Raw genomic sequence first — 23,779 nt, forward strand, 5'->3', positions numbered from 1 at the left:
GCCCCCGGCATTTGTAGGAGCGAGCTTGCTCGCGAAAAACCTGAGGGCGCCGCGCGCATCCAGACAGCCCTCGTAATCGTTGACGTTTTTCGCGAGCAAGCTCGCTCCTACAAGGGGTTAGGCGATGATCTTTCGAATGAGTAGCAGCAGCAGGAAATGCGCCGGATAAAGCGCATACGCCCAGCGCCGCATGGCCGGTGGCGATACCTGCCCGGCATGTCGCAACAAGACCAATCCGGCCAGCGGCGCAATCAGGCATGTCGCCAATCCCAGCATCGCCACCAGCGTGCCGCTATTGAGCAGGATCTGCCATTGATTGGCAGCCAGGCACACCACACCCGGCAGCACGCTGAAGTACCACGGCCGGCGAAACACCAGCAGCATCGCCAACGGCAGCAGCACACCAAAAAACCCGAACATCAACTGAGCCGAAAACAACCCCGCCAAAACCAGCGCGATCAACGCCAATCCTCGATCAATAACCGTCTTCTGCTGCCATCCCCGGGCAACCAGCAAACCCAGCGCCAGGGTCGGCAGTACGTTCAGCGTGTCGGCGTCGTCGATGAACATCCGGTACGGCACCTCACTGATCACACTGAACAGCAGCAACCAGCCCAGATAGCGCCACTGCCCCGTCACCGGCGCGTCCTTGACCCGATGCAGATTCGCCGCGATCGCCAGGCAAAACCACGGGAACGCCAGGCGCCCCGGCACATACAGCCCGTCCAGGCTCAAACCGACATACCGCAGGTGGTCCAGCACCATACTCAGCAGCGCCAGCCACTTGAGCAGGTCCAGGGCGCCATCGCGGACGCGGCTTACAGGAACGCGTTCAGAACCGTGCATAATTCCCCAATGACTTTGCATTAACAGTGCGTGCGCCCGCCCGACAATCTTGGGTAAAGTGCGCACCAACATCGACCACAGGACTGGGCCATGACCGACAAGAGCCAACAATTCGCCAGCGACAACTATTCCGGCATCTGCCCGGAAGCCTGGGCCGCCATGGAACTCGCCAACCAGGGCCATCAACGCGCCTATGGCGATGATGAATGGACCCACCGCGCCGCCGACGGTTTCCGCAAACTGTTCGAAACCGACTGCGAAGTGTTCTTCGCCTTCAACGGTACCGCAGCCAACTCCCTGGCGCTGTCCTCCTTGTGCCAGAGCTACCATAGCGTGATCTGCTCGGAAACCGCCCACGTCGAAACCGACGAATGCGGCGCGCCGGAGTTTTTCTCCAACGGTTCCAAGCTGCTCACCGCCCGCACCGAAAACGGCAAGCTGACCCCGGAGTCGATCCGCGAGATCGCCCTCAAGCGCCAGGACATTCACTACCCGAAACCCCGCGTCGTGACCCTGACCCAGGCCACCGAAGTCGGCAGCGTCTACACCCCGGAAGAAATCCGCGCCATCAGCGTCACCTGCAAGGAACTGGGGCTGAACCTGCACATGGACGGCGCAAGGTTCTCCAACGCCTGCGCATTCCTCGGCTGCTCGCCGGCCGACCTGACCTGGAAAGCCGGGGTCGACGTGCTGTGCTTTGGTGGCACCAAGAACGGCATGGCCGTGGGTGAAGCGATCCTGTTCTTCAACCACAAGCTGGCCGAAGACTTCGACTACCGCTGCAAGCAGGCCGGGCAGCTTGCCTCAAAGATGCGCTTCCTCTCCGCCCCGTGGGTGGGCCTGCTGGAAAACGACGCCTGGCTCAAACACGCCCGCCACGCCAACCACTGTGCACAATTGCTCAGCAGCCTGGTGGCGGATATCCCGGGTGTGGAGTTGATGTTCCCGGTACAGGCCAACGGCGTGTTCCTGCAACTGTCGGAACCGGCAATTGCCGCGCTGACGGCCAAGGGCTGGCGCTTCTACACCTTCATCGGTAAAGGCGGCGCGCGGTTCATGTGTGCGTGGGATACCGAGGAAGAGCGCGTAAGAGAATTAGCCGCCGATATTCGGGAAGTGATGAGCGCCTGAAGTAGGCATCAGCGCCTCAGATAATGGCGAAAGGCCGAGACTGTTTTTTGATATTTCTGACAGCAACAAACCCCGCTTTCATTGACTAGCCTCTTGGAACCCGGAAGGAAAAGGCCGCCTTTCGGGACTAACCGCCAGCCGAATAATCGGCCGGAAACGGAAATCCAGCAGAGGGCAATACCATGGAAGCGCAACGCTACGGAAACAACTTGCTAGGCGAAGGCACTATCAGCACCACCGTCATCGACTGGGACGAATTCAGAAAATCCGCGAAAATCGGTGACACCATCAGCGAACCGACGAGGACATTGCGGATCACTGACAAGGTCTATGAACTGACAGCATCCGGCCAGCACTTCGTCGTGCATATCTATGCCCAATAACCTCTAACTGATCGTTCCCACGCTCTGCGTGGGAACGCCTCCCCGGACGCTCTGCGTCCAGGCCACACCACGGTTCAAGGACGAATTGATGGGCAGAAGCCGCTACACCATTACCGAACCTGAAAAACCACACTTCCTGACATGCACTGTCATGGAATGGACACCGCTATTTACCCGCGACTACCTTGTCGGCCACCTATTGAGTTGCTGGCGATATCAACAAACCCACGAACATTTCAATCTCTACGGCTACGTCGTTCTCGAAAACCATCTGCACTTCGTCGCTCAAGCACCTGACCTGGGTAAATGTGTCAGCCAGTTCAAATCCTTCACCGCTCGAACCATCATTGACGACCTGCAGAAACGAGGAGCGGAGCGAGTGTTGCAGCGTTTGCGTTTCAGCAAACGGGCGCATAAAACGGACCGGATTTATCAGCTATGGCAAGAGGGGTCACACGCCGAGTTGGTGTACAGCGAAGCGGTGATGCGCCAAAAGCTTGATTACATTCACCACAACCCTGTGAAGCGTGGTTATGTGGACTTGGCCGAGCACTGGCGGTATTCCAGCGCCCGCAACTATGCAGGACAGGATGGCCTGATTGAAATTCAGCGCTGGGCCTGATCGTTCCCACGCTCTGCGTGGGAATGCAGCCCGTGACGCTCCGCGTCACACAGCGGGACGCGGAGCGTCCAAGGAGGCATTCCCACGCGGAGCGTGGGAACGATCGATTCCTGTGAAGCGGGGTTGTGTGGACTTGGCCGAGCTGGCGGTATTCCAACGTCCGTAACTATGCAGGACCGGACGGCCTGATCGAGATTCAGCGCTGGGCCTGATCGTTCCCAAGCTCTGCGTGGGAATGCAGCCCGTGACGCTCCGCGTCACACAGCGGGACGGGACGCGGAGCGTCCAAGGAGGCATTCCCACGCGGAGCGTGGGAACGATCATTAGAACTCGATGCGCACATCACCCTTCGGCACGCTGCAGCACGACAGGATGTAACCCTCGGCTTCGTCTTCCTCGGTGATCCCGCCGTTGTGGTCCATCTCGACCTCCCCGCCCAGCTTCAGCACCTTGCACGTCCCACAGATCCCCATGCCGCAAGCTTTCGGAATCAGCAGGCCAAGCTTGGCCGCCGCTGCGTGCACGGTCTCGCCCGGTGCCACGCGGATGCTCTTGCCAGAGGCAATGAATTCCACCTGATGCAGGTCCGCCAGGTCGATTTCCGGCGCATCCGCCGCTTGTTCGGCTTGCTCCACCGCGTCGGCCCGGGCTTCCGGTGGCGTCGCGCCGAAGGATTCTTCGTGATAACGCGCCATGTCGAAGCCGGCGGCTTCCAGCAGGCGCTTTACCGCGTTCATGTAAGGCGTCGGGCCGCAGCAGAAGACTTCCCGCTCCAGGAAATCCGGCACCATCAGTTCGAGCATCTTGTGGTTCAGGTAACCGCGATAACCGGCCCAGGGCTCACCCAGGCCGTGTTTCTCGCAAATCAGGTGCAGGCTGAAGTTATCAATCCGCGACGCCATATGCTCCAGCTCGCGGTGGTAAATGATGTCCTTTGGCGAGCGGGCGCTGTGGATAAACGTCATGTCGACGTTGGCGTTGGTGTCGTAGAACCAGCGCGCCATGGACATCACCGGGGTAATACCGACACCACCACTGAGGTACAGCACTTTCGGGCTCGGGAAGTCGATGGCATTGAACAGCCCCACCGGCCCGTGCACCGCCAGCTCCTGGCCTTCGTGCAGCGTGTCATGCAACCAGTTGGATACCTTGCCGCCCGGCACGCGCTTGATGGTCACCGAAAAGCTGTAAGGCACCGACGGCGAACTGGAAATAGTGTACGAACGCATGATCGGCTGGCCGTCGATTTCCAGCTCCAGGGTGACGAACTGCCCGGGCTTGAAAAAGAACAGGATCGGCTGGTCGGCCATAAAGCAGAAGGTGCGCACGTCCCAGGTTTCCTGGATGACTTTGACGCAACGGACGATGTGCCGACCATTGGCCCAGGTCTGGGTTGTTACCGGGTTCAGGAAGCTGTTGGACATGCTGTTCTCCATAGCCGTGTGATCGGCCTTATGGTGGCGATTCTGCGTAACGCGCGAATCACCCATTTACCTATCTGCGACATTCACATACTTATCGCGACCAGCCCCCATACCACGGGGGTTGCGCGTCGGGAACAGAGTGGGCCATGTCGTTCATGGATAAGGTTCTGGCCGTTGTGGGGCCCACACTCGCTCCCAACAAAGACGCTTTCTTTACGCCTTGCTGCAAAACCTAGCCACTATTCGCCGGCCACACAGAATGGCCATGAGGACACACACGATGGACGTCACCGCAACCTTAAGCTTGGGCGATCCGCTGGAACCCGCACGCAAGGCCACTGCGCAAATGCTGCAAGAACGCGAGCGGACCTTTTCGCTGCCGCAGCCGTTTTACTCTGATGAACGGCTGTTCGATATCGACATGCAGGAAATTTTCCAGAAAGAGTGGTTGATCGCCGGCATGACCTGCGAGATCCCCGCCAAGGGCAACTACATCACCCTGCAAGTGGGCAAGAACCCGATCATCGTGATCCGTGGCGCCGACGGTGTGGTGCACGCATTCCATAACGTGTGTCGCCACCGCGGTTCGCGCTTGTGCACCAGCGACAAGGGCAAGGTCGCCAAGCTGGTGTGCCATTACCACCAGTGGACGTATGAACTGGACGGCCGCCTGCTGTTCGCCGGTACCGAAATGGGCGCCGACTTCGACATGAAGCAATACGGCCTCAAGCCGGTGAATGTGAAGACCGCCGGTGGCTACATCTTTATCAGCCTGTCGGAGAACCCGCCGGCCATCGACGACTTCCTGTCGACCTTGAGCCACTACATGGAACCCTACGACATGGAGAACACCAAGGTGGCGATCCAGACCACCTTGTTTGAAAAAGCCAACTGGAAGCTGGTGCTGGAAAACAACCGCGAGTGCTACCACTGCAACGCGTCGCACCCGGAACTGTTGAAAACCCTGCTTGAATGGGACGACGTCACCGACCCGCGGGCCGACCAGGCCTTCAAGGACCACGTGGCCGCCTCCGCCGCCGCCTGGGATGCCGAAAAGATCCCTTACGCCCACGCCAGCTTCGGCCTGCGTAACCGCATCGTGCGCATGCCGCTGCTCAAGGGCACCGTGTCGATGACCCTCGACGGCAAGCAAGGCTGCAACAAGCTGATGGGCCGCATCAAGAACCCGGACCTGGGCTCGATGCGCATCCTGCACCTGCCACACTCGTGGAACCACTGCATGGGCGACCACATCATCGTGTTCACCGTGTGGCCGATCAGTGCCCAGGAAACCATGGTCACCACCAAGTGGATCGTGCACAAGGACGCCGTGGAGGGTGTGGACTACGACGTCGAGCGCATGCGCAAAGTGTGGGACGCCACTAACGACCAGGACCGTCGCCTGGCCGAAGAGAACCAGCGCGGCATCAACTCCACCGCGTATCAGCCAGGTCCGTACTCCAAGACCTATGAGTTTGGTGTGGTCAACTTTGTGGACTGGTACAGCGAGCGGATGCTGAGCAACCTGGGGGCGGCGCCAGCGCCGTATCTGAAAGGCGTCGCCGTACACGAGTAACCGGCTGACACGCCGCCGATCAAAATGTGGGAGCCGGGCTTGCCCGCGATAGCGATTTAACATTCAACCCCTCTGTTGGCTGTTACTCCGTCATCGCGGGCAAGCCCGGCTCCCACACTGATTTGTAACTGTGCAAAATTCATACAACACCGTGACAGACCGCTGCCCGCCTTACTTCCAGCCATTGCCCAACAACTTATCCACAAAGCCACCCACAGCAATTGTGGGCAACTGCGCTTTCCCGTCGAAATAAAACCAAGAAAATCCGTGACTTATTCAAAGGTACCGGTTTTATCCCACATTGATCATTTTTTGACCTAAATCCTGAAAGCCACGTCCTGCATGGGCTACAGAGGAACGCAAACACCTTATCCACAGAAGCGCCAACAGACTTTGGGGGCAACTTTGGGCCATCTGTGGAAAACCGCCTTAAACCGAGGAAAATCGCGGCTTTGAGAGCAAAACTCAGCTGGAACGGCGATATTGGCCATATTTTAACCAGCACACTGTAAGCCACGTTTTATATGGCCTACAGCGGATAGCGAACATCTTATCCACAGAAGCACCAACAGACTTTGGGGGCAAGTCTGCGCCGGGTATTTTCCTTATCCACAGAAAAACCCAAGGAAAAACCGTCAGTTAGGTTGGTTATTTTTCGTACAGTGAGCTGGAGGGCTTGATTTGCATGGGGTGTGGACAGCCGCGAACAGGTTATCCACAGGTGGGTTAACAGGGATTGTGGGTAAAGCCACAATCGCCGCAAAACAGTGTGGGAGCGGGCTTGCTCGCGAAAGCGGCGGATCAGTCGGTACATGAGTTACCTGATACACCGCCTTCGCGAGCAAGCCCGCTCCCACAGTGGATCAGCGCACTACACCTTCTTCTATGAGCAATTTAAGAATGGCTTCAGCGCCCGCCTCCGGACTCACGCCCTTGAGCACCTGCCCACCGCCGCCGCTGGCCTTGGCCGTTGCAGCCTTCATCCGATCGGCACCGCTTTTGGCCTTGATCACCTTGAGGCGCTTGGGCCGAGGCTTGGCCGGCTGCAATACAGCGCCTGTGAATAACTCATCCTCCAACACCTCGACGTCATGGGCCGTCAGCTCACCGCGTTGCGCCGGGCCGTAGGCGCTTTGCCGTGGCTTGGGCGCCGCGTTATCCACCGTGGCCATAAACGGCAGGCGCACCTTCAGCCGCCGCCGTTGGCCGCGAGGCAAGGCCTGCAGCACATGGGCCACGCCGCCTTCGATGGATTCCACCTGGGCCAGGCCGACAATCAGCGGCCAACCCAGTTGCTCGGCCAGCAGGAACGGCAACATCCCCGAGCCTTCGCCGGTTTCCGCCTGGCTGCCGGTGAGCACCACCTGGGCGCCCGCGTCCCGCAGATAGTCGCCGAGCACCGGCAAGGCGTCTGCCCCGGCCGGTTGTTCAAGCACGTGCAACTGCGGCAAGCCCATGCCCAGGTAAGCGCGCAGGGTGGGTTCGCCGATGTCGCCGGCGTGCAGCACTTGCAGGTTATCCCCAGCCAGTTGCAGGCCCAGTTCCACTGCGCGCGCGTCTTGCTCGGCCCGGCGTGGACGGCCGGAAGTCGGGTGGGCGCCGATGGACACCAGGCTGATTACATTCGTCGTCATGGCCATTTCCTTAAGCTGCATCGCGCTTGGCACCGTGGCGGTAGGCCTCGACCGCAACGATCAAGGCTTGCAGTAACGCGGCGCTTTCGCCGATCACCGACAGGTCGGCACGCTTGATCATGTCGCAGCCCGGGTCGAGGTTGATCGCCACCACCTTGTCGCAGGCACCAATGCCTTGAAGGTGCTGGATCGCCCCGGAAATCCCCACCGCCACGTAAACCCGCGCGGTGACCCAGGTACCGCTGGCACCGACCTGGCGATCCCGGGCCATGAAGCCGTCATCCACCGCCACCCGCGAAGCACCTTCGGTGGCGCCCAACGCAGCGGCGGTCTGGTGGAACAGTGCCCAGTCCTTGACCCCGTTGCCGCCCGAGAAGATGAACTCGGCTTCGGCCATGGGAATTGCCCCCGGATCCACGGCCACCGCGCCCAAATCCTCAATGCGCGGCAAGCTGCGGGCCAGGCTTGTGGATAACTCCACCGGCAACACTTCGTGACGGGTATCGCTGACAGGCTCGGCGCATTCCGCCGCCGCCAGGATCATGCGTGGCAGTGGCCGGGCCAGGTCTTGCTGACCGGCACCCGCACGGCCAATACATTCCTGGCCCTTGATCTGCCAGACCCGCGTGGCCGGGCGCTCCTTGAGGCTGGCGGCAAAGCGTCGCCCCAATTCACCACCGCCGCTGCGGCTGTCCGGCAGCAACCAGTGGCGCGGGTTGAACTGGTTATCCACAGCCCGCAGCCCGTGAACCCGTTGCTCCGGTGAATAACCGTCGAATTCATGCCCGTCCAACACCAGCAGCCGATCCACACCGGCGGTGGCGAAGGCGTTTTCCTTGTGTTCGCCGAACACCACGGCCAATACCGCACCGTCGTCGCCGGCCAGCTGCCGGGCCAGGCCCAGCAAGTCGCGGTCGTGGCTGCTCAGGCGGCCGCCGACCATGTCCGGCACCACGTTGATGTAGAAAGCGGGCGCCGGTACCTGATGCAGCGGCAACTGCACTTCCACCGCTGCCGTACGCTTGGCCGCGCCGCCCTGCTGGGCGCCGCTGCGGTCAATACGCTTGATGCCGTTGGGGCCGATAAAGCCGACACCGTGCACGTTCTTGCGGATGACCCCATTGGGCCCCATCCAGCTGTGTTGCACCGGCTGCATCGCCGCGTGCAGCGGGTGCAGGCGGTTACGGGCGATCCATTCGGCCCGTGGGTCGCGGCGGATAATGTCGCTCATCAATGCACCTCCGCAGGTTCGCGTTTCGGCGCCTTGGCCGGTGCCGCGTCTTCAAGCAACGCGTCAGCTACCAGTTCGGCAATGTCCTTGATCAAGGGACGCGGTTCGACCACGCCTTCCAGCATCGCCGTGCACTGTGGACAACCCACGGCCACCAGTTCGGCACCGGTCTCGCGGATGTCTTCCATGCGCATGTCGGGAATCCGCTGCTTGCCGGGAATATCGGTGATCGGCGCCCCCCCACCGCCACCGCAGCAGCGCGAGCGGAAACCGGAGCGCTGCATTTCCTTGACCTCGATCCCCAGCGCCCGCAGCACTTGGCGCGGTGCCTCGTACTCACCGTTGTAGCGGCCCAGGTAGCACGGGTCGTGATAGGTCACGCTGTTGCCTTTGTGCTGGCCCAGGTTCAGGGCGCCGGCGTCGATCAGTTCGGCCATGTAGGTGCTGTGGTGCTGCACCAGGTAGTTGCCATCGAAGGCGCCGTATTCGTTTTTCAGCACGTGGAAACTGTGGGGGTCGCAGGTGACGATGCGCTTGAAGCTGTACTTGGCCAGGGTCTGGATATTGCGTGCGGCCAGCAGCTGGAAAGTGGCTTCATCGCCCAGGCGCCGGGCCACGTCGCCGCTGTCGCGCTCTTCAAGGCCCAGTACGGCGAAGTCGACCTTGGCGGCTTTCAGCACTTTGACGAACGAGCGCAGGGTGCGCTGGTTGCGCATGTCGAAGGCACCGTCGCCGACCCAGAACAGCACGTCGACGGTTTTCCTGTCGCTGAGCAAGGGCAGGTTCAAATCCGCCGCCCAGTTCATCCGCCCGCCCGGTGCGAAACCGCCCGGGTTGTCGGTGGCGATCAGGTTTTCCAGGACTTCGGCGCCCTTGTTCGGGGTCGCGCCTTTTTCCAGGGTGAGGTGGCGGCGCATGTCGACGATGGCGTCCACGTGCTCGATCATCATCGGGCACTCTTCCACGCAGGCGCGGCAAGTGGTGCAGGACCACAGGGTCTCGGCGTCCACCAGACCATTGACGATTGGCTGGTGCGGGTTGCCGGCGTGTTCGCCGATGGCTTTGCCCGGATACGGGCTGCCGGCGAACTTGGCGTCGGTGCCACCGGCCAGGCCGACGACCATGTCCTGGATAAGTTTTTTCGGGTTCAGTGGCTGGCCGGCGGCGAACGCCGGGCACGCGGCTTCGCACTTGCCGCACTGCACGCAGGCGTCGAAGCCGAGCAGTTGGTTCCAGGTGAAATCCGCCGGTTTTTCCACGCCCAGGGGCGCGCTTTTATCGGCGAGGTCCAGGGGTTTCAAACCGGTGGAACGGCCGCCGCCGAAGCGTTCGGCGCGGCGGTGCCAGGCCAGGTGCAGGGCACCGGCGAAGGCGTGTTTCATCGGGCCGCCCCAGGTCATGCCGAAGAACATTTCCGACACGCCCCACAACACGCCCAGGCTCAGCAGCGCGGCGAGCAGCCAGCCGCCGAAGTCCGACGGCAGAATCCCGGCCACCGGCAAGGTCACCAGGAAGAAGCTCACCGAGAACGCCATCAGGCTTTTCGGCAGGCGCATCCACGGGCCTTTCGACAGGCGTGCAGGCGGGTTGCGACGGCGCAGGTAGACGAAGGTGGCGCCGACAAACATCAGCACCGAAGCCAACAGCAAGGCGTAGCCGAGGATGCGGTTATGCAGGCCGAAACCGTGCACCAGGATCGCCAGCAGCGCCGAGAGCACAAAGCCCAGGGCGGTGGCGACGTGGGTGTTGGCGATGTATTTGTCGCGGGCGACCACATGGTGCAGGTCGACCATGTAGCGCTTGGGCATGGCCAACAGGCCGCCGAGCAAGTCGACCTTGGAGGACCGGCCGCGGCGCCACATGTTCACCCGGCGCAGCGCGCCGAGGACGGCAAGGCCCAGGGCGGCGAAGAGCAGGATGGGAAGAAGGGTGTTCAACATGGTGAAGCTCCCAAAGACCTCGGGGTCAATGATCGTCCCCACGCTCTGCGTGGGGATGCATCCTGTGACGCTCTGCGTCACGACCTAAGAGCGGACGCGGAGCGTCCAGGGCGGCATTCCCACGCAGAGCGTGGGAACGATCAGGCGGATCAGAAATCCTTGCACAGGCGCAGGGCGTCATAGATGGCAGCGTGGGTATTACGCTGGGCCACGCAGTCACCAATGCGGAACAGCAAGTACCCCTCGCCCGGCTCGCTCAGGCACGGCTGCGGCTTGATCGCGAACAGGGCCTCGATGTCCATCTGGCCCTTGTTGCGCGAGCCTGCCTTGAGCCCGTAGTAGAGCTCTTCGTCCGGACGCACGCCGTTCTCGACCACCACCTGGTCCACCACCCGCTCTTCCCTGGCCCCGGTGTATTCGTTCTCCAGCACCGCCACCAGCTTGTCGCCTTCGCGGTAGACCTTTTCCAGCATCATGTCGCCGGTCATGATCACTTCCTTGGGGTACATGCTGCGGTAGTACGTCGGGAACGACGTACCGCCCACGGCCACGCCCGGCTTGATGTCGTCGGTGACGATCTCGACCTGGCTGCCCTTGTCCGCGAGGAAGTCGGCCACCGACATGCCGGTGAACTCGCAGATGGTGTCGTACACCAGCACGTTCTTGCCAGGTAGAACCTTGCCGTCGAGCACGTCCCAGCTGCTGACCACCAGGCCTTCAGCCGCGCCCCAGTGTTCGTTCTGCTCCAGGAACGGATGACCGCCCACCGCCAGCACCACCACGTCCGGGCGCAGGTCGAGGATGGTCGCCGCGTCCGCCGCCACGCCCAGGCGCAGGTCGACGTTCAGGCGCGCCAGTTCCAACTGGAACCAGCGGGTGATCCCGGCAATCTGGTCACGCTGCGGGGCTTTCGATGCAGTGGTGATTTGCCCGCCGATAAATTCTTTCTTCTCGAACAGCGTCACATCGTGGCCACGTTCGGCAGCCACCCGCGCCGCTTCCATCCCGGCCGGGCCGGCACCCACCACCACGACTTTGCGTTTTGGCCCGGTGGATTTCTCGATGATGTGCGGCACGCCCATGTATTCACGGGAAGTGGCGGCGTTCTGGATGCACAGCACGTCCAGGCCCTGGTACTGGCGGTCGATGCAGTAGTTGGCGCCGACGCACTGTTTGATCTGGTCGATCTGGCCCATCTTGATCTTGGCGATCAGGTGCGGGTCGGCGATGTGGGCGCGGGTCATGCCGACCATGTCCACGTAGCCGCCTTCCAGGATGCGCGTGGCCTGGTTCGGGTCCTTGATGTTCTGCGCGTGCAGCACCGGGGCCTTGACCACTTCCTTGATGCCGGCCGCCAGGTGCAGGAACGGCTCCGGTGGATAACTCATGTTCGGGATAACGTTGGCCAGGGTGTTGTGGGTGTCGCACCCCGAGCCGACCACGCCGATGAAGTCGAGCATGCCGGTGTCGTCGTAGTACTTGGCGATCTGTTTCATGTCCTCGTGGGACAAGCCGTCCGGGTGGAATTCGTCGCCGCACAAACGGATGCCGACGCAGAAATCCGGGCCGACTTCCTTGCGTACCGCCTTCAACACCTCAAGGCCGAAACGCATGCGGTTTTCGAAGCTGCCGCCCCATTCGTCAGTACGTTTGTTGACCCGAGGACTCCAGAACTGGTCGATCATGTGCTGGTGCACCGCTGACAGTTCCACACCGTCCAGGCCACCGGCCTTGGCCCGTGCCGCAGCGGTGGCGTAGTTGCCGATCACACGCCAGATTTCTTCAGGCTCGATGGTCTTGCAGGTGGCGCGGTGCACCGGCTCGCGGATGCCCGAAGGCGACAGCAGCGTGGGCCAATGCTCGCCGTCCCAGCGCGAGCGACGGCCCATGTGGGTAATCTGGATCATGATCTTGGCGCCATGCTTGTGCATGGCGTCGGCCAGGTTCTGGAAGTGCGGGATGATCCGGTCATCCGCCAGGTTCACCGACTTCCACCAGCCTTGCGGGCTGTCGATGGCGACACTGGAAGAACCGCCGCAGATCGCCAGGCCGATCCCGCCCTTGGCTTTCTCTTCGTAGTACTTCACATAGCGGTCGGTGGTCATGCCGCCGTCGGTGGCATACACCTCGGCGTGAGCGGTACTGAGCACGCGGTTGCGGATGGTCAGTTTGCCGATCTGGATCGGCGCAAACATTGCTTCGAAAGCCATGGCAGGGTCCTCGACTTACAACGGCTTGACGGTGAACAGGCCGTCGTCGTGGCCCTCTTCGGAGCCGCCGTAGACTTGTTCCGCAACGGTGCGAACCTTGCTGCCGCGGGCTTCGAGAATCTGGTCCATCGCGCCGGCAAACCAGCCGGTGAACATGTAGTCGACCTTGCGCCCGACCTTGCCGTACACGTAGACGAACGCCGAGTGCTCGAGCTTGACGCTGGCGGTGCCTTTGTCGAGGTCGATGTCCTGGATCTTGAACAGGCCCCAGCCGCGCTGCGACAGGCGCTTCATGTAGTGCTCGAACACTGCGACGCCTTCCAGGCCGTGGCATTCAGCTTCTTTTTCACACCAGTGCCAGGCGGATTTGTAGCCGGCCTTGTAGAGGATCTCGGCGTAGGCCTCGCTGCCCAGGACTTCTTCGATCCCCATGTGATTGTTGACGAAGAAATGGCGCGGCACGTACAGCATCGGCAGGGCGTCGGAGGTCCAGACACCGGTTTCGCTGTCGACTTCGATAGGCAATTGAGGGGCGATCTTGGCCATGGAAACTTAACTCCGGAAAATGCTTTGGTAAGCCCCCGACGCATAAGGTTGGGGGAAAAGAGGCGTGAGTGGTGGCTTATTCGCCCCAGACGTCCTTCAGGACGTTGACCCAGTTTTCGCCCATGATCTTGCGCACCACGCGCTCGGGATGGCCGCGCTTGAGCAGGGTCTCGGTGAGGTTCGGGAACTCGCCCACGGTGCGGATGCCCAGCGGGTTGATGATCTTGCCGAAGCTGGTCAGGCGGCGGGCGTAGCCCTTGTCGTGGGTCAGCATTTCGAAGAAATCCTGGCCATGGCCCTGGGTGAAGTCGGTGCCGATGCCGATGGCGTCTTCGCCCACGATGTTCATGGTGTATTCGATGGCTTCGGCGTAGTCGTCGATGGTCGAGTCGATGCCCTTGGCCAGGAACGGCGCGAACATGGTCACGCCGACAAAGCCACCGTGGTCGGCGATGAACTTCAGCTCTTCATCGGACTTGTTGCGCGGGTGCTCTTTGAGGCCTGAAGGCAGGCAGTGGGAGTAGCACACCGGCTTTTTCGATTCGAGGATGACTTCTTCGGAGGTCTTGGAGCCCACGTGTGACAGGTCGCACATGATGCCGACGCGGTTCATCTCGGCGACGACCTCGCGACCGAAGCCCGACAGGCCGCCATCGCGCTCATAGCAGCCGGTGCCCACCAGGTTCTGGGTGTTGTAGCACATCTGCACCACGCCAACCCCGAGCTGCTTGAAGATCTCGACGTAGCCGAGCTGGTCTTCAAACGCGTGGGCGTTCTGGAAGCCGAAGATGATGCCGGTCTTGCCCTGTTCCTTGGCGCGACGGATATCGGCGGTGGTTTTCACCGGGATCACCAGGTCGCTGTTTTCGCGAATCAGGGTCTGGCTGGCCACGATGTTGTTAATGGTGGCCTGGAACCCTTCCCATACCGACACGGTGCAGTTGGCAGCGGTGAGGCCACCCTTGCGCATGTCTTCGAACAGGTCGCGGTTCCACTTGGCAATGATCAGCCCGTCGATAACGATGCTGTCGGCGTGCAATTCGGCTGGGCTCATCAGGCGTCCCCTTATTGGCGATTCATGCGCCGAATCGTCTGCCGGCGCTTTGGGGCCAGCATATGCCCCGGGGCAGAAGGAGCCGGGTGCAAAAACGACAAGGGAATTGCCGAAAGCGTCAATCCGCGACAAAGGCCAACATGACATCTCTGACGGGTGTCTGTTCTTTGTCTTACGCTTGAGCCAGAATTTGCTCATCAACTGATATGAGACGGCGCAATGAAATCGATTTTCCTGGCTTTGGCACTCATCGCAACCGGCGTACACGCTGCTGAAGACACCGACAGCACGCCCTGCGATGGCATCGAGAACGACAAGCAAACCCTGGAATGCGCCACCTACAACAAAACCACCGCCGAACAACTGCTCAAGGATAACTACCAGAGCTTGCTGGAACGCATGGGTTCGACCTATGGCAGCAACAAGACGCAGTTGGCGGACATTACCGCTCGTCTGAAGGATGCCCAACAGAAGTGGGAAAAGTTACGTGATGCGGATTGCGCTGTAGATACCTTCCCGGCAGTGGCGGGAAGCAAGGCATATGCGATCCAGCAGAATGATTGTCTGGCGCGGATGAGTGATGAACGGTCGGAGTTTTTGGAGTCGATTGGGCAGGAATAAGCGACAATCCCCTCCACTCTCTACTCAGAACCAAGGCTATTCATGACAATCTGCGGCATCGAAATCAAAGGCAGCGAAGCCATTATTGCTGTCGCCTCGCTCGACGGTCAGGCATTGAGCCACGTCGCCCTGGCCACCAAGAAAATCGCCCTTGAAGACGATGATGAGGCGGCCAACGTCAAGGCCTTCGCCACTCAGGTCAGCGCGTTTGTGCGGGAAAACGGCATCAGCCGCATCGCCATCAAGAAGCGCAGCAAGAAAGGCGAATTCGCCGGTGGCCCGACTACGTTCAAGATTGAAGGTGTGTTTCAGTTGCTGGAGGGCGTTGAAGTGACGCTGCTGTCGCCGCAGACCATCAATGCGCAGAACAAGAAACATGACTTTGCCCTGCCGGCGACGCTGAACAAGTATCAGCATGAGGCTTACAAGGCCGCGTGTTCAGCCCTGCTGAAGAAATAAGCCACACCACAAATCTCCTGTGGGAGCGGGCTTGCTCGCGAATGCGGTGTGTCAGTCAATACATGTACCGACTGATCCACCGCTTTCGCGAGCAAGCCCGCTCCCACATTTGATCTGTGTTGTTTTCAAGAGCGGTGTTCATACCGCTTCCCGGCGCCGATCTTCCCTTGGGCACTTGGCAAACCTTGCCCGGTAGCTGCGGGTGAAATACGACGGCGATTCAAACCCGCAGGCGATGCTCACCTCCAGCACGCTCAGGTCGCTCTGGCGCAACAACTGCCGAGCCTTTTCCAGGCGCAAACCCAGGTAGAAGTTGCTCGGCGTGTCGTTCAGGTGCAGCCGAAACAAGCGCTCCAACTGCCGCCGCGTGACCTTGATCGCCTCCGCCAGCGCCAGTGTGCTCAACGGCGGTTCCGTGTGCTGTTCCATCTCCCCAATCACCTGCACCAACTTCTTGTTGTTGATGCCGTAGCGCGTGGCGATCTGCATGCGTTGGTGGTCTTTGCGCGGGCGGATGCGGCCGAGCACGAATTGCTCGGACACCTGGATCGCCAACTCGGGCCCGTGGGCCTGGCTGATCAGGTCGAGCATCAGGTCGATGGACGCGGTGCCGCCCGCCGAGGTGATGCGCCGGCGGTCGATCTCGAACAGCTCCTGGGTCACCGTCAGCTGTGGATAAGATTCCTTGAAGGCGTCGATGGCTTCCCAGTGCAGGGTCAAGCGGTGGCCGTCGAGCAGGCCGGCTTCGGCGAGTACGCAGGCGCCAGTGTCGATGGCGCCGAGGGTCACGCCGTCGTGATCAAGGCGACGCAGCCAGTGTTCCAGTGCGGGCGTGGCGAACTTCAGCGGTTCGAAGCCGGCCACCACCAGTAAGGTCGAGCCTTTCTTCAGCGGCTCCAGCGCGGCGTCGGCGTTGACCGACATGCCATTGCTCGCCAGCACCGCGCCGCCGTCGGCGCTCAAGACGTGCCAGCGGTACAGCTCGCCGCGAAAACGATTGGCGACACGTAAAGGTTCGATCGCGGAAATAAAGCCGATGGCGGAGAAGCCCGGCATCAGCAAAAAGTAGAAATCCTGGGACATGGAGCGCTCTCGTAGGACGGACAGCGTGGTCACTGTGATACGCCAGTTCAATCGGTCATTCAAGGGGGCAGGTCGCTGCAGTGCAAGAGCTGGTCGCCGCCGTGCGTTTTGTCGGGGACCAAGCTGCGTAACTTGGCTGCACGGTGCACAAAGACGCCGGAACCCACAATAACAACCTGCCGAGGGAACCACCATGAACCGACTGATCAGCCGCTGCGTGCTCGCACTCAGCGCCAGCGCCATTTTGAGCACCAACGTCATGGCAGCCGATGCGGCTTCTTGCCAGAACGTGCGCATGGGCGTGGTGAACTGGACCGACGTAATCGCCACCAGTGCCATGACTCAAGTGTTGCTCGACGGCCTCGGCTACAAGACCAAACAGACCAGCGCGTCCCAGCAAATCATCTTTGCCGGTATTCGCGACCAGCGCCTGGACATGTTCCTGGGCTACTGGAACCCGCTGATGACCCAGACCATCACCCCGTTTGTCGACGCCAAGCAGGTCAAGGTGCTCGACAAGCCGTCCCTGGAAGACGCCCGCGCGACCCTGGCGGTGCCGACTTACCTGGCCGACAAGGGCCTGAAGACCTTCGCCGACATCGCCAGGTTTGAAAAAGAACTGGGCGGCAAGATCTACGGCATTGAACCGGGCTCGGGCGCCAACACCCAGATCAAGGCGATGATCGCCAAGAATCAGTTTGGCCTGGGCAAGTTCCAACTGGTGGAATCCAGCGAGGCCGGCATGCTCGCCGCCGTCGACCGCGCCGTGCGCCGCAAGGAGGCCGTGGTGTTCTTCGGCTGGGCGCCGCACCCGATGAACGTCAACGTGGCGATGACTTACCTCACCGGCAGTGATGACGCGCTGGGCCCTAACGAAGGCATGGCCACCGTGTGGTCCGTCACCTCGCCGACCTATGCCGAGCAATGCCCCAACGTGCACAAGTTGCTCAGCAACCTGACCTTCACCGCCGCCGACGAGAGCCGAATGATGCAGCCGCTGCTGGATCACAAGGACGCTTTCGAGTCGGCCAGGCAATGGCTCAAGGATCACCCGCAAGACCAGCAGCGCTGGCTGGAAGGCGTGACCACCTTCGACGGCAAACCCGCCGCAGCCAACCTGCAATTGACCAGCAAATAACCTGTCTTGAATCACCGTTTCGCAGCCGCTCCCGGCTGCGAACGGTATGACTACGCCTGAAAATCACGCCTGTAAGGAACCTGCCTCATGAACCACGACGTCATCATCACCTGCGCACTCACCGGTGCTGGCGACACGACCGCCAGAAGCCCTCACGTGCCGGTCACTCCGAAACAAATCGCTGCCGCGGCGGTGGAAGCAGCCAAGGCCGGTGCCACCGTGGTGCATTGCCACGTACGTGACCCCGAGACCGGCAAGTTCAGCCGCGACGTGGCGCTGTACCGCGAAGTGATGGAGCGCATCCGCGAGGCGGACGTCGACATCATCGTCAACCTCACCGCCGGCATGGGTGGCGACCTGGAAATCGGTGGCGGCGAGAACCCCATGGAATTCGGGTCCAACACCGACCTGGTGGGCCCACTGACCCGCCTGGCCCACGTGGAAGAGCTGCTGCCGGAAATCTGCACCCTCGATTGCGGCACCCTGAACTTCGGCGATGGCGACACCATTTACGTCTCCACCCCGGCCCAGCTGCGGGCTGGCGCCAAACGTATTCAAGAGCTGGGCGTTAAAGCCGAGCTGGAGATTTTCGACACCGGTCACCTGTGGTTCGCCAAGCAGATGATCAAGGAAGGCTTGCTCGACAACCCGTTGTTCCAGCTGTGCCTGGGCATCCCGTGGGGCGCGCCGGCCGACACCACTACCATGAAAGCCATGGTCGACAACCTGCCGGCTGACGCGGTGTGGGCCGGCTTCGGGATTGGTCGCATGCAGATGCCGATGGCGGCGCAAGCAGTGCTGCTGGGCGGCAACGTACGGGTCGGCCTGGAAGACAACCTGTGGCTGGACAAGGGCGTGCTGGCGACCAACGGCCAGTTGGTGGAACGCGCCAGCGAGATCCTCAGCCGCCTGGGTGCGCGGGTCATGACCCCGGCCGAAGGCCGCGTGAAGATGGGCCTGACCAAGCGCGGCTAAGACACACCGCACGACGCCCTGCAGGAACCGAATCAAATGTGGGAGCGGGCTTGCTCGCGAATGCGGTGGATCAGCCACCGAATGCATCAACTGACAGACCGCTTTCGCGAGCAAGCCCGCTCCCACAGGAGATCACCGAACTCTTTAGGAATTTGCCATGAGCTTTATCACTGAAATCAAAACCTTCGCAGCGCTGGGCAGCGGCGTTATCGGCAGTGGCTGGGTATCCCGCGCACTGGCTCACGGCCTGGACGTGGTGGCCTGGGACCCTGCGCCCGGCGCCGAAGCGGCCCTGCGCAAACGTGTCGCGAATGCTTGGGGCGCCCTGGAAAAACAAGGCCTTGCACCGGGTGCCTCGCAAGATCGCCTGCGCTTTGTGGCCACGATTGAAGAGTGCGTGAAAGACGCCGACTTCATCCAGGAAAGCGCCCCGGAACGCCTGGAATTAAAGCTGGAGTTACACAGCAAAATCAGCGCGGCGGCCAAGCCGAACGCGTTGATTGGTTCGAGTACTTCGGGGTTGTTGCCGAGCGAGTTTTATGAAGGCTCCACGCACCCGGAACGTTGCGTGGTGGGGCATCCGTTCAACCCGGTTTACCTGTTGCCGCTGGTGGAAGTGGTAGGCGGCAAAAACACTGCGCCGGAAGCGATTCAGGCAGCAATCAAGGTGTACGAATCCCTCGGCATGCGCCCTTTGCATGTGCGTAAGGAAGTGCCCGGTTTTATCGCTGACCGTCTGCTGGAAGCCCTGTGGCGTGAGGCGTTGCACCTGGTGAACGATGGTGTGGCAACCACCGGCGAGATCGATGATGCGATTCGCTTTGGCGCCGGTTTGCGCTGGTCGTTCATGGGGACGTTCCTGACCTATACGCTGGCGGGCGGTGATGCCGGGATGCGGCACTTCATGGCGCAGTTCGGCCCGGCCTTGCAGCTGCCGTGGACCTATCTGCCGGCGCCGGAATTGACCGACAAATTGATTGATGACGTGGTGGACGGCACCAGCGATCAGTTGGGCAAACACAGCATTTCGGCGCTGGAGCGCTATCGTGATGATTGCCTGCTGGCGGTGCTGGAGGCGGTGAAGACCACCAAGGAAAAACACGGTATGACCTTCGCCGAATAAGCCCTGTAAAGATCGTTCCCACGCTCTGCGTGGGAATGCAGCCCAGGACGCTCTGCGTCCCAACGCGTGACGCAGAGCGTCACAGGAGGCGTTCCCACGCAGAGCGTGGGAACGATCACGTACCTACCGGGAACCGAACCATGCCCGCACTCACCACCTACACCACCAAACTCCTCCCCGAGTGGGTCGACTACAACGGCCACCTGCGCGATGCGTTCTACCTGCTGATTTTCAGCTACGCCACCGATGCGCTGATGGACACCCTGGGCCTGGACAGCGAAAACCGCGAAGCCAGCGGCCACTCGCTGTTCACCCTGGAGTTGCACCTCAACTACCTGCACGAAGTGAAACTGGGCGCCGCCGTCGAGGTACACACCCAACTCATCGCCCACGACCGCAAGCGCCTGCACCTCTATCACAGCCTGCACCTGGTGGGCGACGAAAAGGAGCTGGCGGGCAACGAACAGATGCTGCTCCACGTCGACCTCGCCGGGCCGCACTCGGCGCCATTCAGTGAAGCGGTGCTGGGCAAGCTTGCCAGCATCAGCGCCGAACAAACCGACCTGCCGAAGCCCGCCCTGCTCGGCCGCGTGATTGGACTGCCACCCCAAAAATAAGGAATCGCCATGCAAACCGCCGCCGCTGTTGCCGACTTCCGTACTTACCCACTGATCAGTGACCTGGCCGATGTGCAGGTGCACGGCGATCACCTCAGTGTGCGATGGGCCGATGGGCGGGTCAGCCCGTTTCATCACCAGTGGCTGCGGGACAACTGCCCGTGCCCTGTTTGCGTCTACAGCGTGACCCGTGAACAGGTGCTGGAAATCGTCGATGTGGACGAACACCTCACGGCCCTCAGTGCACGTATCGACCAGGGTCTGCTGACAGTGGAATGGAGCGGCGGGCATCGCAGCCAATACGATCCCGGATGGTTGCGGGCGCACGCCTACGACGATGAGTCCCGCGCCGAACGCCGGGCTGCCAAACCGAAATCCCTGCTGTGGGACCGTACGTTCGAGCTGCCCGTATTCGACTACGCAGCGCTGATGGAAGACCCGAAAGCCCTGCTGCAATGGCTGCTGGCTTTGCGTGACAGCGGCCTCACCCAAGTGCGCGGTGTGCCCACCGAACCCGGCTCGCTGGCGCTGATCGCCAAGCGCATTTCGTTCATCCGCGAGAGCAACTTCGGCGTGCTGTTCAACGTGCAGTCCAAGGCCGATGCCGACAGCAACGCCTACACGGCATTCAACCTGCCGCTGCACAGTGATTTGCCGACGCGGGAGCTGCAACCCGGGCTGCAGTTCTTGCATTGCCTGGTGAACGACGCCGACGGGGGCGAGAGTATTTTTGTCGACGGTTTTGCGATTGCCCGGGCGCTGCGGGACGAAGATCCGGAAGCCTTTCGCGCGTTGTGCGAGATCCCGGTGGAGTTTCGCAACAAGGACCGTCACAGCGACTATCGCCGGCTGGCGCCGATCATTGCTCTGGATGCCTTGGGTGAAGTCGCCGAGATTCGCATGGCCAACTTTCTGCGCGGGCCGTTTGAGGCGCCTGCAGAGCAGATGCCGTTGCTGTATCGCGCCTATCGCCGGTTTATTGCGATGACCCGGGAGGAGCGTTTTCGACTGGTCAAACGTCTGAATCCGGGCGAGCTGTGGTGCTTTGATAATCGCCGGACCCTGCATGCGCGCAATGCGTTTGATCCGGCGTCCGGCGCACGGCATTTCCAGGGCTGCTATATCGATCGGGATGAGTTGTTGTCGCGGATATTGGTGTTGCAGCGGTAGACCGAGGCGCCCCCTTCGCGAGCAAGCCCGCTCCCACATTTGACCGAGTTCCTCCTGAAAAAACGCGGTCAAATGTGGGAGCGGGCTTGCTCGCGAAGGGGCCAGCAGCTTCACCTCAAATTTCAGCTCAAAAAAAGCCCCGATCCAGCCGTGACAGGATCGGGGCAGAGTGCTTTGTGTGAGCTGCGCATCCCGAGGGTGACCAAACCTTCAAGCTGCTTGCTTGATGCCAGTGTGCACACTCCCCTGCCTTGCGAGTTAGCCGAAAACGACCTGTTCATAGGTGTGCCGGACATTCATGCATTCAGGCCTTGCCGACTCGGTGATGGCCTACCAGAATCGACTTCAATCCCCCGCTCCCCTAACAAGGATTAACGTCATGATGCACGCGGATTTGATTGACCAGGATGACCTGCTGGGCCAGCTGCGGTCGTTGGGTTTCGAGGTGTCCAGCGGCGCTACCGCCGAGCAGGCTTGCGAGTGTGCGGTGCGCGGCTTGAGCGCGGCGCGGGCCAAGGCGCTCAAGGGTATGGTTGAGCAGATGTACACCGGCAGCGCGACGATCTTGCCGGCGGTGAGGCAGGCGATCGACAAGCAGTTGTTGCCGGCTTTGGTGCAGTTTCGGCAGAACTCTGGCGCCTGATATACCGCATTCGCGAGCAAGCCCGCTCCCACATTCGACCGCGTTCCTACTGAAAAAACGCGGTCAAGTGTGGGAGCGGGCTTGCTCGCGAATGCAGGCGACTCGGTCTAAAGCCTTACACTCGCGAAAGTCGACTCATTCCTGGCCTGGCTCAACGCCGACAACGGCCCGGACAACGGTGACAACACCAGCGCCTGCGGAATCGGCATCATCGCTACCTGCTGCGTGGTGTTGGAACCCACACGCTCATCCCGCGGCGGAATGCCGAAGTATTCGCGGTAGCACTTGGAGAAGTGCGGCGTGGAGACAAACCCGCACACCGACGCCACTTCGATGATCGACATCGGCGTTTGCTTGAGCAACTGCCGCGCACGGATCAGGCGCAACTTGAGGTAGTAGCGCGACGGCGAACAGTGCAGGTATTTCTGGAACAACCGCTCCAGCTGACGCCGGGAAACCGCGACGTACACCGCCAGTTCATCGAGGTCGATCGGCTCTTCCAGATTGGCCTCCATCAGCGCGACGATTTCCTGCAACTTCGGCTGGTTGGTGCCAAGCATGTGCTTGAGCGGCACGCGCTGGTGATCCTGTTCGTTGCGGATGCGCTCGTACACAAACATCTCGGAGATCGCCGCCGACAACTCACGGCCGTGGTCGCGGCTGATCAGGTGCAGCATCATGTCCAGCGGCGCGGTGCCGCCGGAGCTGGTGAAGCGGTTGCGGTCGAGGGTGAACAGGCGTGTGCTCATGGCCACGCGGGGAAAGGCTTCCTGCATCGACGCCAGGCATTCCCAGTGCACGCTGCAATCAAAACCGTCCAGCAGGCCGGCGCAGGCCAGGGCCCAGCTGCCGGTGCACACCGCGCCAAGGCGACGGGACTGGCGCGCCTGGCTTTGCAGCCACGACACATGTTCACGAGTCACGGTGCGCTGAATACCCACGCCGCCACAGACGATCACGGTGTCCAGGGCCGGGGCTTTGTGCATGGAAGCATCGGGGGTGATTTGCAGACCGTCGCTGGCCCACACCTGGTTTCCGTCCACACTCAACGTCGTCCAGCGATACAGCTCGCGGCCGGAGAGTTGGTTGGCCATGCGCAGGGGTTCGACTGCGGAGGCCAGGGAAATCAGCGTGAAATTGTCCAGCAGCAAAAAGCCGATGGATTGAGGCGCACGGTTCTGGGGTTGAGCCCCGGAGTTGAACGACGTCATCGCGGTATCTCCTCACACAAAGCGGGTGATGGCCTCAGGCGAGGCTCTTGTTATTGCGCTCATCGCCTTAAGGAAACTCCTATGGCGAGAGGCTTTGTATTGATAGAGCAAATGCCATGCCTAAAGTTGAATGCGTATTCAA

General features: G+C 61.2%; 22 protein-coding genes and 1 pseudogene. 12 read left to right on the forward strand and 11 right to left on the reverse strand.

Annotated features, from left to right (window positions below):
• Positions 1–12 precede the first annotated feature (12 nt).
• Both QF039_RS33855 and QF039_RS26940 read right to left on the reverse strand, forming a co-directional pair.
• A pseudogene (locus QF039_RS33855) lies at positions 13–99 on the reverse strand (outer membrane lipoprotein carrier protein LolA); the annotation flags it as partial.
• Between the two features lie 18 nt (positions 100–117).
• Positions 118–846 carry a TraX family protein gene (locus QF039_RS26940; protein ID WP_307521581.1) on the reverse strand — a complete coding sequence of 243 codons (729 nt, stop codon included), beginning with the start codon at positions 844–846 and terminating at the stop codon, positions 118–120.
• 90 nt (positions 847–936) lie between these two features.
• Between QF039_RS26940 and QF039_RS26945 the strand changes: the two genes are divergently transcribed.
• The 3 genes from QF039_RS26945 to QF039_RS26955 all read left to right on the forward strand — a co-directional run bounded on the left by QF039_RS26945 (position 937) and on the right by QF039_RS26955 (position 2,982).
• The gene (locus QF039_RS26945) at positions 937–1,977 is read left to right on the forward strand and encodes a low specificity L-threonine aldolase (RefSeq protein ID WP_010167499.1); all 1,041 of its coding nucleotides are present in this window, start codon (positions 937–939) and stop codon (positions 1,975–1,977) included.
• A 182-nt stretch (positions 1,978–2,159) separates the two neighbouring features.
• Positions 2,160–2,360, forward strand: coding sequence for a hypothetical protein (locus tag QF039_RS26950; RefSeq protein WP_003209176.1), 201 nt, complete (start codon positions 2,160–2,162; stop codon positions 2,358–2,360).
• A gap of 88 nt (positions 2,361–2,448) precedes the next feature.
• Positions 2,449–2,982, forward strand: a complete 534-nt coding sequence (locus QF039_RS26955; protein WP_008434329.1) for a hypothetical protein — start codon at positions 2,449–2,451, stop codon at positions 2,980–2,982.
• Positions 2,983–3,305: 323 nt separating this feature from the next.
• Here QF039_RS26955 and gbcB read toward each other — a convergent pair whose 3' ends face one another.
• The gene (gene gbcB / locus QF039_RS26965) at positions 3,306–4,406 is read right to left on the reverse strand and encodes a glycine-betaine demethylase subunit GbcB (protein WP_003216947.1); all 1,101 of its coding nucleotides are present in this window, start codon (positions 4,404–4,406) and stop codon (positions 3,306–3,308) included.
• A 280-nt stretch (positions 4,407–4,686) separates the two neighbouring features.
• On the opposite strand from gbcB, the gene gbcA reads away from it, so the two are divergent.
• Positions 4,687–5,982, forward strand: coding sequence for a glycine-betaine demethylase subunit GbcA (gene gbcA / locus QF039_RS26970; protein ID WP_003216945.1), 1,296 nt, complete (start codon positions 4,687–4,689; stop codon positions 5,980–5,982).
• An 863-nt stretch (positions 5,983–6,845) separates the two neighbouring features.
• Here the strand turns inward: gbcA and QF039_RS26975 are convergent.
• The 6 genes from QF039_RS26975 to QF039_RS27000 form a co-directional block, all read right to left on the reverse strand.
• The gene (locus QF039_RS26975; RefSeq protein WP_102370063.1) at positions 6,846–7,616 is read right to left on the reverse strand and encodes an electron transfer flavoprotein subunit beta; all 771 of its coding nucleotides are present in this window, start codon (positions 7,614–7,616) and stop codon (positions 6,846–6,848) included.
• 10 nt (positions 7,617–7,626) lie between these two features.
• Positions 7,627–8,847 carry an electron transfer flavoprotein subunit alpha/FixB family protein gene (locus QF039_RS26980; RefSeq protein WP_307521587.1) on the reverse strand — a complete coding sequence of 407 codons (1,221 nt, stop codon included), beginning with the start codon at positions 8,845–8,847 and terminating at the stop codon, positions 7,627–7,629.
• Positions 8,847–10,787, reverse strand: a complete 1,941-nt coding sequence (gene dgcB, locus QF039_RS26985; RefSeq protein ID WP_307521589.1) for a dimethylglycine demethylation protein DgcB — start codon at positions 10,785–10,787, stop codon at positions 8,847–8,849. Before dgcB ends, QF039_RS26980 begins: the two co-directional genes overlap by 1 nt.
• A 149-nt stretch (positions 10,788–10,936) precedes the next feature.
• A complete protein-coding gene (dgcA, locus tag QF039_RS26990) occupies positions 10,937–12,997 on the reverse strand; it encodes a dimethylglycine demethylation protein DgcA (RefSeq protein WP_087694764.1) in 2,061 nt (686 codons plus the stop codon).
• A 15-nt stretch (positions 12,998–13,012) separates the two neighbouring features.
• The gene (locus QF039_RS26995) at positions 13,013–13,543 is read right to left on the reverse strand and encodes a DUF5943 domain-containing protein (RefSeq protein ID WP_087694765.1); all 531 of its coding nucleotides are present in this window, start codon (positions 13,541–13,543) and stop codon (positions 13,013–13,015) included.
• A 76-nt stretch (positions 13,544–13,619) separates the two neighbouring features.
• Positions 13,620–14,597, reverse strand: coding sequence for a dipeptidase (locus QF039_RS27000; protein WP_003216932.1), 978 nt, complete (start codon positions 14,595–14,597; stop codon positions 13,620–13,622).
• A gap of 219 nt (positions 14,598–14,816) precedes the next feature.
• Between QF039_RS27000 and QF039_RS27005 the strand changes: the two genes are divergently transcribed.
• Complete coding sequence (locus tag QF039_RS27005; protein ID WP_307521593.1) at positions 14,817–15,218, forward strand: lysozyme inhibitor LprI family protein; 402 nt, start codon at positions 14,817–14,819, stop codon at positions 15,216–15,218.
• A 42-nt stretch (positions 15,219–15,260) separates the two neighbouring features.
• Positions 15,261–15,677 (forward strand): DUF3010 family protein, encoded by a 417-nt coding sequence (locus QF039_RS27010; protein ID WP_307521595.1) that lies wholly within the window; start codon positions 15,261–15,263, stop codon positions 15,675–15,677.
• A gap of 138 nt (positions 15,678–15,815) precedes the next feature.
• Here QF039_RS27010 and QF039_RS27015 read toward each other — a convergent pair whose 3' ends face one another.
• Positions 15,816–16,760 (reverse strand): GlxA family transcriptional regulator, encoded by a 945-nt coding sequence (locus QF039_RS27015; protein WP_003216927.1) that lies wholly within the window; start codon positions 16,758–16,760, stop codon positions 15,816–15,818.
• Between the two features lie 193 nt (positions 16,761–16,953).
• Between QF039_RS27015 and QF039_RS27020 the strand changes: the two genes are divergently transcribed.
• From QF039_RS27020 to QF039_RS27045, 6 genes are all read left to right on the forward strand, one after another.
• On the forward strand, positions 16,954–17,898 hold the full coding sequence (locus QF039_RS27020) for a choline ABC transporter substrate-binding protein (protein WP_003216926.1): 945 nt from the start codon (positions 16,954–16,956) through the stop codon (positions 17,896–17,898).
• Positions 17,899–17,985: 87 nt separating this feature from the next.
• Positions 17,986–18,873 (forward strand): 3-keto-5-aminohexanoate cleavage protein, encoded by an 888-nt coding sequence (locus QF039_RS27025; protein WP_307521598.1) that lies wholly within the window; start codon positions 17,986–17,988, stop codon positions 18,871–18,873.
• Between the two features lie 157 nt (positions 18,874–19,030).
• Positions 19,031–19,996, forward strand: coding sequence for an L-carnitine dehydrogenase (locus QF039_RS27030; protein ID WP_017476440.1), 966 nt, complete (start codon positions 19,031–19,033; stop codon positions 19,994–19,996).
• Positions 19,997–20,136: 140 nt separating this feature from the next.
• A complete protein-coding gene (locus tag QF039_RS27035; protein ID WP_307521601.1) occupies positions 20,137–20,613 on the forward strand; it encodes a thioesterase family protein in 477 nt (158 codons plus the stop codon).
• Between the two features lie 9 nt (positions 20,614–20,622).
• Entirely contained in the window at positions 20,623–21,783 is a 1,161-nt protein-coding gene (locus QF039_RS27040) for a gamma-butyrobetaine dioxygenase (protein ID WP_008430627.1), read from the forward strand.
• 379 nt (positions 21,784–22,162) lie between these two features.
• Positions 22,163–22,426, forward strand: a complete 264-nt coding sequence (locus tag QF039_RS27045; protein ID WP_003216918.1) for a hypothetical protein — start codon at positions 22,163–22,165, stop codon at positions 22,424–22,426.
• A gap of 107 nt (positions 22,427–22,533) precedes the next feature.
• On the opposite strand, the gene QF039_RS27050 is transcribed toward QF039_RS27045, so the two are convergent.
• Positions 22,534–23,637, reverse strand: coding sequence for a GlxA family transcriptional regulator (locus QF039_RS27050; protein ID WP_003216915.1), 1,104 nt, complete (start codon positions 23,635–23,637; stop codon positions 22,534–22,536).
• Positions 23,638–23,779 lie beyond the last annotated feature (142 nt).

The organism is Pseudomonas sp. W2I6 (genome assembly GCF_030815935.1).
GTDB lineage: Bacteria > Pseudomonadota > Gammaproteobacteria > Pseudomonadales > Pseudomonadaceae > Aquipseudomonas.